Below are 14473 nucleotides of genomic sequence, written 5' to 3' on the forward strand. Positions count from 1 at the left end.
GTTCTTTCGTAAATTAAATGACTGCCGGCTCAAGCGCCGGCGCCAGGTACTTGGTGTGGGCAATCGATCTGGTGCGCGCCAGCAGGCGTTCGATGGCCTGGGCGGCGCGATGCGCAGCCTGGTTGACCATGGCGGCGACATCGCTGCCTTTTTCCGTGATCACTACGGTCGGCAGGCCGTTCAGGGTCAGCTGGATCTGGCATTGCTTGTCGATGCCGCCGCGTGGGCCGTTCTGGTCGCTGATGCGGACTTTCATTGCCTGGATGCTGTAATGCTTTCGGTCCAGCGCACGACTGAGACGATGGCTCACATACTCGCGCAGTCTGCGGCTGAGTTTCACACCTTTGGTAGCGACGATCGCGATGGTCGGTTTCATCAAAGACTCCATTTCGTTTCAGGAGTAATCATCATATGGCCGCGACATAAATTAAAAAAGCGAAGATAATCGAAGAATTACTTCGGAAAAACAGAACAATGAAACCATCGTCGCTGAACTTTCGGCATCTGCATTATTTCTGGGTGGTGGCCAAGGAGGGCAGCGTCACGCGCGCCGCCGAGCGACTAGGGCTGGCCGTGCAAACCGTCAGCGCTCAGCTGTCGCTGCTGGAGCAGGAGGTCGGCAAAGCGCTGCTGGCGCCGCAGGGACGGCGCCTGGTGCTGACCGAGGCCGGGCGGCTGGCGCTCGGTTACGCCGACCAGATTTTCCTGCTGGGCGAGCAGATGCAGGAGGCGCTGGCGGCGGCCGAGGATGAACCGACCATGCGGCTGGCGGTAGGGATTTCCGATTCATTGCCGAAACTGATCTCCGCGCGCCTGCTGGAAGCCGCGCTGCGCTTGCCGCAGCGGGTCAAACTGGTGTGTTTCGAAGACAAGTTCGAAGCGCTGCTGGGCGACCTTACCCTGCACAAGCTGGACGTGGTGCTGACCGACCGGCCGGCGCCGTCCGGCACGGCGCTGCGAGTGTTCAGCCATCTGCTGGGCGAAAGCGATATCGCGCTGTTTGGCAGCAAGGAACTGGCCAAGCGCTATAAACCCAAATTCCCGGCCAGCCTGCGCGGCGCACCTGTGTTGCTGCCGACCCGCAATAACGTCATCCGCGGCCGCATCGATCATTGGTTTGAGACGCGCGAGCTGCGGCCGGATGTGGTGGGGGAGTTCGATGACAATGCCTTGCTGAACACCTTCGGCCGCAGCGGCCTCGGCCTGTTTCCGGCCCCGTCCGCGCTGGCCGCGGATGTCGAGGAGCAATTCGGCGCCGTGCTGATCGGCCAGCTGGAGCAGGTGCATGAACAGTTTTATGCGGTCTCGAATGAACGCAAGATCAAGCATCCGGCGGTGGAGGCGATCCTGTCGGCGATCCATGGCAGGGTGTTTACCCAGGCGCGGCGCAAATGAACACCGGCTGTGCCTGCTATGGCGTCGCCAAGGCGCGCCGGTGTTCCCCCGGGCTGCTGCCGGTCCATTTCTTGAAGGCGCGATGGAAGGCGCTGGGGTCGGCAAAACCGAGGCTGATGGCGATCTCTTCGATGCTTCTGGCCGAACCGCTCAGGTAGTTGATCGCCAGGTCGCGCCGCAGGTTGTCCTTGATCGCCTGGTACGATTGCCCCTCTTGGCTGAGCTTGCGGCGCAGCGTCGAGGCCGGCGTCTGCAGCTGACTGGCAAGGTTGTCGAAATCCGACCACTCATTCATCGGTAGCTGGCGCAGATGGCGGCGGATGGTGGCTGCCAGGCTGTCGTGGTTGCTGTATTTCACCAGCAGGTTGCCCGGCGCTTCGCGCAGGAAGACGGGCAAGGTGCGCTGGTTCTGCACTATCGGCAGTGCCAGGCAGGCGGCGTCGAAGGTAATGCTGGTGCGCGGCTGGCCGAAGCGCGCCTGGTCGCAGAAGCGGATCTTGTAGTCGAGGCTGGAGGGCGGCTCCTCGCAGCGGAAATCGGCCGACAGCAGCTGGATGCGGCGGCCGATCAGCCAGCTGCCGACGCCATGCACAAACATCAGGAAGGTGGCATAGGTGAACATGCGGCGCGGACTGCCGCTTTCATTGATGACGATGCAGGCTACGCCATCCTGTTGCGACAGGCTCGCCGAGATATCGTCCAGCACCAGCCGCAGGAAATCCAGCATGCGCGACAAGGCCTTGCCCAGGTTGGCGCTGTGCAGGGCGCTGCGGCACAGCAGGTTGAAGCTGCCGACCCGCATCGGATGGCTGTCCATGCCGAAGAATTCGTCATCGGTGGCTTGCGAGATCAGATACCACAGGCGGCCGTAGCTGGCCGCCGCCACCCGCGCGTGCGGCGCCGTCAGCAGGCGCGGCGAAATCCCCGCCTGCAGCAGCAGCGCATCGGCATCCATGCCGCGCTGGCGCATGCAATGCAGCGCTTCGCCGACAAGGCCGATGGCGATCGTCCCTTTCTCCCAGTCTTCCATAGGCCCCAAATTATTCATTGCAATTTCGCTCAGGTGTAATGATCGCTTTTAACATGGCCCCAAGTCACTAAATATCCTAGACTTAGCCGCAGCAAGCCGATTTCTCATAACAACATAACAAGAACTGACCAAGTCAGTCATTTTAGGTTAGAGGAGAACATTCATGTCATCTGGTTTCCCAACTGCAGCCGCGGCCCAGGTCGTGCCGGACTATGCGCGGTTCTATGCCGATTTCAAGCTCGACAGCGTGGCTGCCGAACTGGCCGGCAGCCTGCAGACCGGCGTCAATGCCTGCGTCGAATGCTGCGACCGCCATGCCACGCCTGGACGCATCGCCCTGAACTGGGAAGGCAAGGATGGCCGCAGCGCCAGCTATACCTTCGCTCAGCTGCAGGAATTGTCTGGTCGTTTTGCTAATTTCCTGAAGGCGCAGGGCGTGCAGCCGGGCGACCGCGTCGCCGGTTTGCTGCCGCGCACGCCGGAACTGCTGGTGGCAATCCTCGGCACCTGGCGAGCCGGCGCGGTGTATCAGCCGCTGTTTACCGCCTTCGGTTCGAAATCGATCGAGTACCGGGTGGCCGCCAGCGAGGCCAGGCTGATCATTACCGACGCCGACAACCGCCACAAGCTGGAAGAAGTGCCGCAATGCCCGCCGGTGATGACGGTCAACGGCGCCAGCGCCTTGACTGTTGGCGACTTCGGCTTCTGGGACGAGATGGGCAAGCACACGACCGAATTTGCGCCGGTGATGCGCAAGGCCGACGATGCCTTCATCATGTTGTTCACTTCCGGCACCACCGGCCCGGCCAAGGGCGTATCGGTGCCGCTGAAGGCGCTGCTGTCGTTCTATGTCTATACACGCTATGCGGTCGATCTGCGGCCGGAAGATGCGTTCTGGAATATCGCCGATCCGGGCTGGGCCTACGGCCTGTATTACTGCGTGACCGGACCGTTGATGATGGGGCACGCGATTACTTTTTACGAAGGTTCCTTCACCGTAGAGAGCACCTACCGGATTATCAAGAAGTACGGCATCACCAACCTGACCGGCTCGCCGACTGCATACCGCATGCTGATCGCCGCCGGCGCGGAAGCCGCGGCGCCGGTCAAGGGCCAGCTGCGCGGGGTCAGCAGCGCCGGCGAGCCCTTGAACCCGGAAGTGATCCGCTGGTTCCGCGAACATCTGGACACCTTGATCAACGATCACTACGGCCAGACCGAAACCGGCATGGTGCTGTGCAATCATCACGGCTTGCAGCACGAGGTGCACATGGGCTCGGCCGGCCTCGCCATGCCGGGTTACCGGCTGGCGGTGATTGACGACGATGAGAAGGAACTGGGTGTCGGCGAGCCGGGCGTGCTGGCGGTGGACCGCCCGCGTTCGCCCATCTACTGGTTCCAGGGCTACTGGCAGCAGGACAACAGCCGCGACCAGAGCCCCTACTACGTCACCGGCGATACGGTGGAACTGAACCAGGATGGCAGCATCAGCTTTATCGGCCGTGGCGACGATATCATTACTTCTTCCGGGTACCGCATCGGTCCATTTGACGTGGAGAGCGCGCTGCTGGAGCATCCGGCGGTGGTCGAGGCGGCTGTGGTCGGCAAGCCGGACCCGGAACGCACCGAACTGGTCAAGGCCTTCGTTGTCCTCAGCAAGGATTACGCGCCGAGCGATGCGTTGACGGAGGAGCTGCAGCAATACGTCAAGCGCCGCCTGGCCGCGCATTCCTATCCGCGCGAAATCGAATTTTTGACAGAATTACCCAAAACCCCCAGCGGCAAACTGCAGCGCTTCATCTTGCGCAACCAGGAAATCGCTAAAGCTAAATTGTAGAAAATCGTAAAGAAGAGAAAATATGCAAATCGAAAATAATGTATTCCTGATTTCCGGCGGCGGTTCCGGCCTCGGCGCGGCCACTGCCGCCATGCTGGTGCAAGGCGGCGCCAAGGTGGTGATCGCCGATATCAACCAGGAAGCCGGCGCCGCGCTGGCGACGCAGCTGGGCAGCAATGCCCGCTTTGTCGCCACCGACGTCTGCAGCGAAAGCAGCGCACAGGCGGCCGTGGACACCGCGCTCACGGTGTTCGGCGGCCTGCACGGCCTGATCAGCTGCGCCGGCGTGGCCCCTGCCAAGCGCATCGTCGGCAAGGAAGGCCCGCATGGGCTGGAAGACTTTACACGGGTGGTGCAGATCAACCTGATCGGCACCTTCAACATGATGCGCCTTGCGGCCGACGCCATGAGCAAGGGTGAGCCGAACGCGGACGGCGAGCGCGGCGTGGTCATCAACACCGCTTCGGTGGCGGCCTTCGACGGCCAGATCGGCCAGGCGGCCTATGCTTCGTCCAAGGGCGGCGTGGTGGCGCTGACCTTGCCGGCGGCGCGCGAGCTGTCGCGCCACGGCATCCGTGTGATGACGATCGCACCGGGCATCATGGAAACGCCGATGCTGCTGGGCATGCCGGCGGAAGTGCAGGAAGCGCTCGGGAAGATGGTGCCGTTCCCGCCGCGGCTGGGCAAGCCGGCGGAATTCTCGGCGCTGGTGAAGACCATCCTGGAAACGGTCTATCTGAACGGTGAAGTGATCCGCCTGGACGGCGGCATCCGCTTGGCACCGAAGTAATTGCCTGAAGCGGGCCGGATCATGCTGGTCCGGTCCGCGCCCTCTATCGTTTTACAATTTCCTTGTTGAAGAAATCATAGATACCGTTCTCGCCCATGCGGCGGGCATCGGCCAGCTCGCCAGCCTTGGTCGAGTAGATGATCTTGTTGTCCGGGCTGAGCAACACTGCCGCCGGAATGCCTTTCTTGATCGGGTTGCCGTAAGACTGGGCAACGTCGAGATTCTTGTCGAAATTACCGACATCGACCTTCACCAGAATGAATTTGCCGTCGATTAGCGCTGCGCTTTTGCCGTGCAGGGCCTTGTCCAGTTCGCGGCAATCGGTGCACCAGTTGGCGCCGAACACCAGGATCACCTGCTTCTGGCTGGCCTGCGCCTGGCTCAGGGCCTGGCTGACGTCGGCCTTGGCGTCGGCTTTTTCGTCATAGGGCAGGTTGGCTGCCGTCACCGCCTGCGCCAGCAGCAAGCCCAGGCAAAGCGCAAAGAATTTTTTCATGATGCGGTCCTCGATAATTCTGAATGGTTTGGGTTGGCATCCGCCAGCGGCCGGATGCTTTACGAATATGGTGCTGTATCTCAGAGTATATTTCGTTTTGGCAATTGATGGCGTCATCCCGCTTTTTGGCGCTGTTCGAGATTGAACGATAGCACCCGCTTAGGATCAGAGTAAGCGCATTTAGCCGGAAAGCCCCGTGAGTTTGTCAAATTATGGCAAACTGCGGGCTGATTTTGGGAGCCTCGCATTGAGCATCATAAAAAACTTACCATTTGAGTGGCTGGTCGGCATCCGCTATACCCGTGCGGGCAAGCGCAGCGGCCGCAACAGCTTCATTTCCTTCATTTCCCTGATTTCGATGGCCGGCATTGCGCTTGGCGTCGCCGCGCTGATCGTGGTGCTGTCGGTGATGAACGGCTTCCAGAAGGATGTGCGCGACCGCATGCTGTCGGTGCTGGCGCATATCGAAGTGTTCGACGCTTCCGGCTCCATGCAGAACTGGGAAGAAGTCGCCAAGCAGGCCTTCAAGAACAAGGAAGTGATCGGCGCCGCCCCCTATGTCGATGCGCAAGCCATGCTGGTGCGCGACAGTGTCTTGCGCGGCGTGGCGGTACGCGGCGTCTTGCCGGCCGAGGAGCCGAAGGTGTCGGACGTCGCCAAGAAGGTCAAGCAAGGCAGTTTCAACGACCTGAAGGCGGGCGAATTCAATATCGTGCTGGGGATCGAGCTGGCGCATGCCTTGAGCGTCGGCATCGGCGACAAGGTGACGCTGATGGCGGCGCAGGGGCAGGTGACGCCGGCCGGCGTGATTCCGCGCTTGCGGCAATTTACCGTGGCCGGGATTTTCGAGGCCGGCCATTTTGAATACGATTCGACCCTGGCCTTCATCCACCTGGACGATGCGGAAAAGATGTTCCGCCAGGATTCGCCGTCCGGCGTGCGCCTGAAGGTGACCGACATGCTGGAAGCGCCGCAGATCGTGCAGCAGCTGGCGACCACGCTGCCGCCGAACCTGTACCTGCGCGACTGGACCCAGCAGAACAGCAACTGGTTCGCCGCGGTCAAGACCGAGAAGCGCATGATGTTCATCATCCTCACCCTGATCATCGCGGTGGCGGCGTTCAACCTGGTGTCGACGCTGGTGATGACGGTGACCGACAAGCAGGCTGACATCGCGATCCTGCGCACCCTGGGCGCATCGCCCGGCTCGATCATGAAGATCTTCATGATCCAGGGCGCGCTGGTGGGCCTGATCGGCACCGCCATCGGCGTCGGCGGCGGCGTGCTGATAGCTTTGAATATCGATGTCATCGTGCCGTTCATCGAAAACCTGCTGCACGTGCAGTTCCTGCCGAAGAGCGTGTATGTGATCACCGAATTGCCGTCAGACCTGCGCTGGCCGGACGTCTGGACCATAGGCGGCGTCGCCGTGGTGCTGGCCTTCCTGGCGACTCTGTACCCGAGCTGGTGGGCCGCCCGGGTGAAACCTGCTGAGGCATTGCGTTATGAGTAATACAACCAATCAAAACAATAATCCCGTCGTCCTCTCTTGCCGCGGCCTGGGCAAGACGTTTACCCAGGGCAGTTATTCGGTCAAGGTCTTGAACGGCATCGATATCGATGTCGCCAAGGGCGAGCAGGTCGCCATCGTCGGCGCTTCCGGTTCCGGCAAGTCGACCCTGCTGCATCTGCTGGGCGGCCTGGACACGCCGAGCGCCGGCAATGTCAGCCTGCTCGGCAAGGACTTCACCACGCTGGGCGAAAAGACCCGCGGCGACCTGCGCAACAATGCGCTCGGTTTCGTCTACCAGTTCCATCATCTGCTGCCGGAATTTTCCGCGCTGGACAACGTCGCCATGCCGCTCATGATCCGCCGCCTCAAGCGCAGCGACGCGCAGCAGCAGGCGCGCGAAATCCTGGCCCGGGTCGGCTTGGCGGAACGCGTGATCCACGTGCCGGGCGAGCTGTCCGGCGGCGAACGCCAGCGGGTGGCGCTGGCGCGGGCGCTGGTGACCAAGCCGGCCTGCGTGCTGGCCGACGAGCCGACCGGCAACCTGGACCGCGCCACCGCGCAAATGACTTTCGATCTGATGCTGGAATTGTCGCAGACGCTGGGCACCGCCTTCGTCATTGTCACCCACGACATCGAACTGGCGCGCCGCTGCGGCCGCATCCTGCGCCTGTCGGACCGCGGGCTGGAGCCGTATGAGGATTAAAGGGCAGCGCGAATAACCTTGTTCTGCCATTGGCGCCCCCGTTTCGGCGCGCCCGTCTAGGCGACCCCAGCTGCGCACCCCGGTCTCGGCGACCCCGTCATTCCCGCGAATGCGGGAATCCAAGTTGCCGAATATGGCAGTGAAAATGGATCCCCCGCGTTCGCGGGGATGACGGTGTTGCTTGCCTTGAATACAAAGAAGGAAATCAGGAAGCCGGCGTCGCCAGATTGCCGGCTTCTTTGTTTTGCAGGCTGCCGAAAAACAGCGCGTACTGGCGCGTGAACTGGGCGCCGAAGAAGAAAATCTGCGCCGAGTAGTAAATCCACAGCAGCAGCGCGATCACCGAGCCGGCCGCGCCATAGCTGGAGGCGACGCCGCTGTTGCCGAGGTAGATGCCGATCAGGTATTTGCCGAGCACGAACAGGGCGGCGGTGCCGATCGAGCCGATCCAGACGTCGCGCCACGGCAGCTTGGTCTGCGGCAGCATCTTGTAGATCGAGGCGAACAGGCTGGCGATCACGGCAAAGGCGAACAGCTGCGACAGCGGCGAAAAGATCGCCGTCACGCTGACCCAGGTGCCGCCCAGGTATTTGGCCAGCAGCGCCAGCGCCGCGCTGATCACCAGCGAGGTCAGCAGCAGGAAGGCCAGTACCAGGATCAGCCCGAACGACAGCAAGCGGGTGCGTATCAGCGACATGAGGCCGGACTGGCGGGTGCGTTCGACGTACCAGATCTCGTCCAGGCTATCCTTCAGCTCGGAAAACACGGTGGTGGCGCCGGCCAACAGTACGACCACGGCAATCAGCGCCGCTAGCGGCCCCGACTGGTTCTGGTGGGCCGCGGCCAGCAGCAGCTGGATGGCGTCGGCGCCGGTCGGCCCGATCAGGCCCGACAGCTGGCCGAAAATCTCGCCGCGCGCCGCCTGTTCGCCGAACACCGCGCCGGCGATCGCGATCACCAGGATCAGCATCGGCGCCATCGAGAACAGTGTGTAGAAGGCCAGCGCCGCGCCTTTGCTGCCGGAACGCTGCTTGAACCATTCGTTCAGGGTGCTGGCCAGCATGGCCTGGACACGCCGGCGCTCGGGGAGTTTGATCATGTATGCCGCTTTCTGTTATCGGGCGTTGGGCTTGCCTGCGGTTTATCGGCCGAAGCGGCTATGCTCAAAGCGCGGATCGGGGCCGTTTTCCAGTTTGCGTACAATGCCGCTGTCGTCGAAATACACCGTCATCTCCGAGTTCCAGACGCCCGCTTCCTTGAAGGCGTAGTTCCAGCCGTTCAGCTTGACCCGGTCGTAGTAGACGGTCTCGAAAGGCTTGCCTATGGTGCGCAGCACGTCGGCCTGGTTGAACTGGCCGACCTTGATGGTGGCGAATTTCTCCATGGTTAATACTTGTTCATAAGAAATTAATTTATGGTCGGAGCCGATTTTCGCCATGTACGTCGCCTGGCCGAACGGGCCGCGCGCATATTCCAATAGTACATCATTGCCGTCTTGATAAGTCCCGGTGGGTTTGCCCAGGCGCGCCAGTACTTGCGCTTCCGGCTCGCCCGGATTGACCGGCGGCGCCAGCAGCGAGGCGCAACCGCCCAGGCTGAGCAGCAGGCCGGCTAACAGGGCAGGGAAGAGTTGCTTCATGGCTATGCTCCAAAATAGTTTGTTGTTAGTGCCGCGCTGAGGGCTCGTCAGGGCAAAAATTGAACATTTGTGCTGGCCGTAGCTGGCGCGCTGCTGCGTTAGCCGCCGCTTACAGTGCTAGCACTGTGGCGCGTCGTCTGCCTTGCTGCGCATCCAGCTACGACCGCACAAATATCCATTTTTTGCCCTAACGAACCCTAAGTATTTGAATCCGCAGGTTTTTTGCTATATACTGCGCGTCTGGTCAAGTTTGACCGGATTTCTTAATTGTTTGTTCACGGTGCATAGGGTTGCGTACTCTGTACACCGCTTGTGAAAGGTAAAGCATGACTATCGAAAAAACAGCCAAGGCCGCTATTATCACTGATAATGCGCGCGGTCAAAACGACACCGGCTCCCCGGAAGTGCAAGTTGCGCTGCTGACAGCCCGTATCAACGACCTGAACGGTCACTTCAAAGCCCACGCCAAGGATCACCATTCCCGCCGCGGCCTGATCATGATGGTTAACCGTCGTAAAAGCCTGCTGTCCTACCTCAAAGGTAAGGACCTGAACCGTTACCGCTCGCTGATCGAAAAACTCGGCTTGCGTAAGTAATAGTAAGTGCGCGACTCATCGTCGGCCGACGTTATTTTCTGCGACATCCTGTTTCGATATTTCGCGACGATGTCCTTGGTCCGTCGATAAGTTGAAAAAAAATGCCTGTATCAGTCTCTGATGCGGGCATTTTTGCTTTTGGCAGCGGTTTTTTTGCGGCTTATCTGCACAAGTTTCAAGAAGTTAGTACTAAGCAAGGAGACGGCAATTCATTGGCAACAGCCAGCGATGGATCGTCTGTGGTGAGGTGAACGACAGCGCCTGAAAATCTGTCGGCAAAATGAAAGGATATATTGTGTTTAATAAAGTTACGAAGACATTCCAGTATGGTCAGCATCAGGTCACCCTGGAAACTGGCGAGATCGCTCGCCAAGCCTCCGGCGCAGTGCTGGTATCGATCGAAGATACCGTTGTGCTGGCTACCGTTGTGGCACGCAAAGATGCCAAGCCAGGTCAGGATTTTTTCCCTTTGACCGTTGATTACGTTGAAAAGACATACGCAGCTGGCCGTATCCCAGGCGGTTTCTTCAAGCGCGAAGGCCGTCCTTCCGAAAAAGAAACCCTGACATCGCGCCTGATCGATCGTCCGATCCGCCCGCTGTTCCCAGAAGGTTACCTGAATGAAGTGCAAGTCATCATTCACGTGCTGTCGGTCAATCCAGAAATCGATCCAGACATCGCTGCAATGATCGGCGCCTCCGCCGCCTTGTCGGTTGCCGGCATTCCTTTCGCCGGCCCGGTCGGCGCTGCGCGCGTTGGTTATATCGACGGCCAATACGTCTTGAACCCAACCACTTCGCAACTGAGCAAGTCAGCCATGGACCTGGTGGTTGCCGGTACTGAAACCGCCGTGCTGATGGTGGAATCGGAAGCCAAGCAATTGTCGGAAGAAATCATGCTGGGCGCGGTTGTATTCGGCCACGAGCAATCGAAGGCAGTGATCGACGCGATCCATGAATTGGTGCGCGACGGCGGCAAGCCTGAAGTCGAATGGAGCCCGGCGCCAAAGAACGACGCACTGATCGCGCGCGTTGCCCATTTCGGCGAAGCCAAGCTGCGTGAAGCCTACCAGACCAAAGACAAGCAAGCTCGCACCACCAAGCTGAAAGACGCTACTGCCGAAGTCAACGCGGCGCTGGCTGCTGAAGCTGCATCGATCGGCGGCAATGCACCTGATTCGTCCGAAGTCAGCGGCATCCTGTTTGACCTGGAAGCCAAGATCGTGCGTTCGCAGATCCTCGAAGGCGAGCCGCGCATCGACGGTCGCGACACGCGTACCGTGCGTCCGATCACCATCCGTACCGGCGTCCTGCCGCGTACCCACGGCTCGGCTCTGTTCACCCGTGGCGAAACCCAGGCGCTGGTAGTCGCCACGCTGGGCACCGCACGCGACGAACAAAAGATCGACGCGCTGATGGGCGAGTACTCGGACCGCTTCATGCTGCATTACAACATGCCACCGTTCGCTACTGGCGAAACCGGTCGCGTTGGTACGCCAAAGCGCCGCGAAATCGGCCACGGCCGTCTGGCCAAGCGTGCTCTGCAAGCAGCACTGCCGGCAGCGGAAGATTTCAGCTACTCGGTACGCCTGGTATCGGAAATCACTGAATCCAACGGTTCTTCGTCGATGGCTTCGGTCTGCGGCGGCTGCCTGGCTCTGATGGACGCCGGTGTGCCGATGCAAGCGCACGTGGCCGGTATCGCCATGGGCCTGATCAAGGACGGCAGCAAGTTCGCTGTCCTGACCGACATCCTGGGCGATGAAGATCACCTCGGCGACATGGACTTCAAGGTAGCTGGTACAGCTAACGGTATCACTGCATTGCAGATGGATATCAAGATCCAGGGCATCACCAAGGAAATCATGCAGGTCGCTCTGGCGCAAGCTAAAGAAGGCCGTATCCATATCCTGGGCAAGATGCAGGAAGCGGTACCGCACGGTAAAACCGAGCTGTCCGATTTCGCTCCGCGCCTGATCACCATCAAGATCAATCCGGAAAAAATCCGCGACGTGATCGGCAAGGGCGGCGCAGTGATTCGCGCGCTGACCGAAGAAACCGGCACCCAGATCGATATCAGCGACGAAGGCGTCGTGACTATCGCTTCGGTAGATGCAGCTGCGGGCCAGGAAGCCAAGCGCCGTATCGAAGAACTGACTGCTTCGGTTGAAGTAGGCAAGGTCTACGAAGGCACGGTCCTGAAGCTGCTGGACTTCGGCGCAATCGTCCAGGTCCTGCCAGGTAAAGACGGTCTGCTGCACATCAGCCAGATCGCCAATGAGCGCGTGAATGCTGTCGCCGACTACCTGAAAGAAGGCCAGCAAGTGCGCGTCAAGGTTCTCGAGACCGACGACCGCGGCCGTTTGAAACTGTCGATGAAGGCAGCGCAGTCTGATGAAGGCGGCGAAGCTGCTCCGGCAGCAGTGCAGTAATAATCTAGCTGCATGAAAAACGCCCGGGATGCATCAGCATCCCGGGCGTTTTTACGTTTACCTAGCAGTGAGGCGATAAAAAAGCCGCCCGAGAATCACTTCTCGGACGGCTTTTTATTTAATGAAGCAGGTTTTTAATCGAATACCGGCGATTCCACACCCAGGATCTTGTGCAGCTTCGGCGATGTGGTGGTGTATTGCATGTGGATCTTCTTGTCCGGGAAAATGTAAGGCGCAGCGCCGAAAGCGGCCAGCGCGGCTTCATGGAAGCCCGACAGGATCAGCTTCTTCTTGCCCGGATAAGTGTTGATGTCGCCCACCGCAAAGATGCCCGGCACATTGGTTTCAAATTTCTCGGTGTCGACCACTCTCAGCTGCTTGCGCTCGATATCCAGGCCCCATTCAGCGATCGGGCCGAGTTTTGGCGACAGGCCGAAGAACACCAGCAGGGTGTCCAGCGGCAGGCGGCGGGTGACGCCGTCCGGGCCGGTGACCTTGATTTCGCTCAGCTTGCCATCCTTGGCTTCATGGCCGGTAACCTGGCCGACCAGGAATTGCATTTCATAGGCTTCGCACAGCGCTTTCATTTTGGCGACGGAAGCAGGGGCGGCGCGGAATTCTTCGCGACGGTGCAGCAGCACCACCGATTCAGCCTTGCCGACCAGGTCCAGCGCCCAGTCCAGCGCGGAGTCGCCGCCGCCGCAAATCACCAGGTTCTTGCCGTGGAACTGGGCTGGATCCTTGACCCGGTAGAACAGCTGTGAGTTGTCGAACTGGTCGATGCCTTCGACCTTGATGGTGCGTGGCTGGAACGAGCCGACGCCGGCGGCGATGAAAATGGTCTTGGTGATGAAGCGGGTGCCGGCCGAAGTTTCCAGGTCGAAGCGGTTGTCTTCGCGGCGCGCCACCAGAGTGACTTCCTGGTTCAGGTGGAAAGTCGGCTCGAACGGCTCGATCTGCTTCAGCAGGTTGTCGGTCAGTTCCTGGCCGGTGCAGACCGGAACCGCAGGAATGTCGTAGATCGGCTTGTCCGGATACAGCTCCACGCACTGGCCGCCGACTACCGGCAGCGAGTCGATGACGTGGGCCTTGATTTCCAGCAGGCCGAGTTCAAAGACCTGGAACAGGCCGACCGGACCGGCGCCGACGATGACGGCATCGGTTTCGATCACGCTGTTGGCAGAATTGAGTGCAGGTGCAAGTTTGACGGTGGTATCCATACGACGATCTGATTCCTGTTTCAGTTGGGTCCCCCAAAACGCCGTGGCCGGATTGCTACTGATGGCTGTGCGGCGATTGGATGAAAATTTCGCGTTGATGTATCTGAGGCGATAGGTGCTGCGCTGTGGCTGGGGACAATGGCCTGGCTTTATTGAAGAATTTGCGCTGCTGGCGTCCCGGCCGCCGATGCTGCGCGGCGGCCCGAGGCTGGGTTAACGTTGCAAAAAATCCAATTTTTCTTTGACATCCTTCCATTCCTCGGCTTCGGCCAGAGGAGCGATGGTCTTGGTGATCGATGGCCAGTGGCGCGACAGGTCTTCATTCAATTTGATGAAATGCAGCTGGTCCGCCGGCACATCTTCTTCAGCATAGATGGCGTTGACCGGGCACTCGGCGACGCATACCGCGCAGTCGATGCACTCGTCAGGGTCGATCGACAGGAAATTCGGGCCTTGGCGGAAGCAATCAACCGGGCATACATCCACGCAGTCGGTATAGCGGCAGCGAATGCAAGATTCGGTCACAACGTGGGTCATAACAACAGTCCTATCTGTAAATAATGGTCTTGATGCGGGTCTTGAAGCGGCGTCTGGATAGTTTGGGGCCATGCTTGCCCTACTATATATTTACCCAGTCGCAAAGCCTTGTATTTTAAGGTAATTCGGGTTTTCTCACAAACTGCTGTTATATAGAATCCATATAAGCAAATGTGAAATCCGCATTAGCAGAAAATCTCCCGATTCCGTAGTTTTACCATATCCGGCGCAATGGCTTTCCGGCGCGGACGGATTGCTTGCATGAACTTGCCAAACTGGCTATCGT

At 59.8% G+C, this 14473-nt stretch carries 14 protein-coding genes; 7 read left to right on the top strand and 7 right to left on the bottom strand.

Translation table 11 applies throughout. The features are described from left to right. Nucleotides 1-13 precede the first annotated feature (13 nt). Entirely contained in the window at nt 14-376 is a 363-nt protein-coding gene (locus tag BCF11_RS18505) for an HPF/RaiA family ribosome-associated protein (RefSeq protein ID WP_158229229.1), read from the bottom strand. A gap of 98 nt (nt 377-474) precedes the next feature. Here BCF11_RS18505 and nhaR point away from each other — a divergent pair, with 98 nt between their 5' ends. Further along, the gene (gene nhaR / locus BCF11_RS18510; RefSeq protein WP_098496050.1) at nt 475-1395 is read left to right on the top strand and encodes a transcriptional activator NhaR; all 921 of its coding nucleotides are present in this window, start codon (nt 475-477) and stop codon (nt 1393-1395) included. Nucleotides 1396-1411: 16 nt separating this feature from the next. On the opposite strand, the gene BCF11_RS18515 is transcribed toward nhaR, so the two are convergent. Then, entirely contained in the window at nt 1412-2443 is a 1032-nt protein-coding gene (locus tag BCF11_RS18515; RefSeq protein WP_098496051.1) for an AraC family transcriptional regulator, read from the bottom strand. Nucleotides 2444-2588: 145 nt separating this feature from the next. Here BCF11_RS18515 and BCF11_RS18520 point away from each other — a divergent pair, with 145 nt between their 5' ends. Next, nucleotides 2589-4262 carry an AMP-binding protein gene (locus BCF11_RS18520; protein WP_098496052.1) on the top strand — a complete coding sequence of 558 codons (1674 nt, stop codon included), beginning with the start codon at nt 2589-2591 and terminating at the stop codon, nt 4260-4262. A gap of 22 nt (nt 4263-4284) precedes the next feature. Beyond that, nucleotides 4285-5052 (top strand): SDR family NAD(P)-dependent oxidoreductase, encoded by a 768-nt coding sequence (locus BCF11_RS18525; protein ID WP_098496053.1) that lies wholly within the window; start codon nt 4285-4287, stop codon nt 5050-5052. A 43-nt stretch (nt 5053-5095) separates the two neighbouring features. Here BCF11_RS18525 and BCF11_RS18530 read toward each other — a convergent pair whose 3' ends face one another. Then, nucleotides 5096-5548, bottom strand: coding sequence for a thioredoxin family protein (locus tag BCF11_RS18530; RefSeq protein ID WP_098496054.1), 453 nt, complete (start codon nt 5546-5548; stop codon nt 5096-5098). A 247-nt stretch (nt 5549-5795) separates the two neighbouring features. On the opposite strand from BCF11_RS18530, the gene BCF11_RS18535 reads away from it, so the two are divergent. After that, nucleotides 5796-7061: a lipoprotein-releasing ABC transporter permease subunit gene (locus BCF11_RS18535; RefSeq protein WP_098496055.1), complete on the top strand. Its 1266-nt coding sequence runs from the start codon at nt 5796-5798 to the stop codon at nt 7059-7061. Beyond that, entirely contained in the window at nt 7054-7764 is a 711-nt protein-coding gene (gene lolD / locus BCF11_RS18540; RefSeq protein WP_098496056.1) for a lipoprotein-releasing ABC transporter ATP-binding protein LolD, read from the top strand. The genes BCF11_RS18535 and lolD overlap by 8 nt, the downstream gene beginning before the upstream one ends. Before the next feature lie 205 nt (nt 7765-7969). On the opposite strand, the gene BCF11_RS18545 is transcribed toward lolD, so the two are convergent. After that, nucleotides 7970-8863 carry a YihY/virulence factor BrkB family protein gene (locus BCF11_RS18545; RefSeq protein WP_098496057.1) on the bottom strand — a complete coding sequence of 298 codons (894 nt, stop codon included), beginning with the start codon at nt 8861-8863 and terminating at the stop codon, nt 7970-7972. A gap of 42 nt (nt 8864-8905) precedes the next feature. Next, nucleotides 8906-9403: an outer membrane protein assembly factor BamE gene (gene bamE / locus BCF11_RS18550; protein ID WP_098496058.1), complete on the bottom strand. Its 498-nt coding sequence runs from the start codon at nt 9401-9403 to the stop codon at nt 8906-8908. A 326-nt stretch (nt 9404-9729) separates the two neighbouring features. On the opposite strand from bamE, the gene rpsO reads away from it, so the two are divergent. Beyond that, nucleotides 9730-9999 carry a 30S ribosomal protein S15 gene (rpsO, locus tag BCF11_RS18555; protein WP_014007042.1) on the top strand — a complete coding sequence of 90 codons (270 nt, stop codon included), beginning with the start codon at nt 9730-9732 and terminating at the stop codon, nt 9997-9999. A 295-nt stretch (nt 10000-10294) separates the two neighbouring features. Next, nucleotides 10295-12430, top strand: coding sequence for a polyribonucleotide nucleotidyltransferase (gene pnp / locus BCF11_RS18560; protein ID WP_098497571.1), 2136 nt, complete (start codon nt 10295-10297; stop codon nt 12428-12430). A gap of 134 nt (nt 12431-12564) precedes the next feature. Here the strand turns inward: pnp and BCF11_RS18565 are convergent, their stop codons facing one another. After that, nucleotides 12565-13650 (bottom strand): NAD(P)/FAD-dependent oxidoreductase, encoded by a 1086-nt coding sequence (locus BCF11_RS18565; RefSeq protein WP_098496059.1) that lies wholly within the window; start codon nt 13648-13650, stop codon nt 12565-12567. 213 nt (nt 13651-13863) lie between these two features. Continuing rightward, nucleotides 13864-14187 carry a ferredoxin FdxA gene (fdxA, locus tag BCF11_RS18570; RefSeq protein WP_041742182.1) on the bottom strand — a complete coding sequence of 108 codons (324 nt, stop codon included), beginning with the start codon at nt 14185-14187 and terminating at the stop codon, nt 13864-13866. Between the last annotated feature and the right edge of the window lie 286 nt (nt 14188-14473).

This window comes from Collimonas sp. PA-H2, assembly GCF_002564105.1.
Classification (GTDB): Bacteria; Pseudomonadota; Gammaproteobacteria; order Burkholderiales; family Burkholderiaceae_D; genus Collimonas.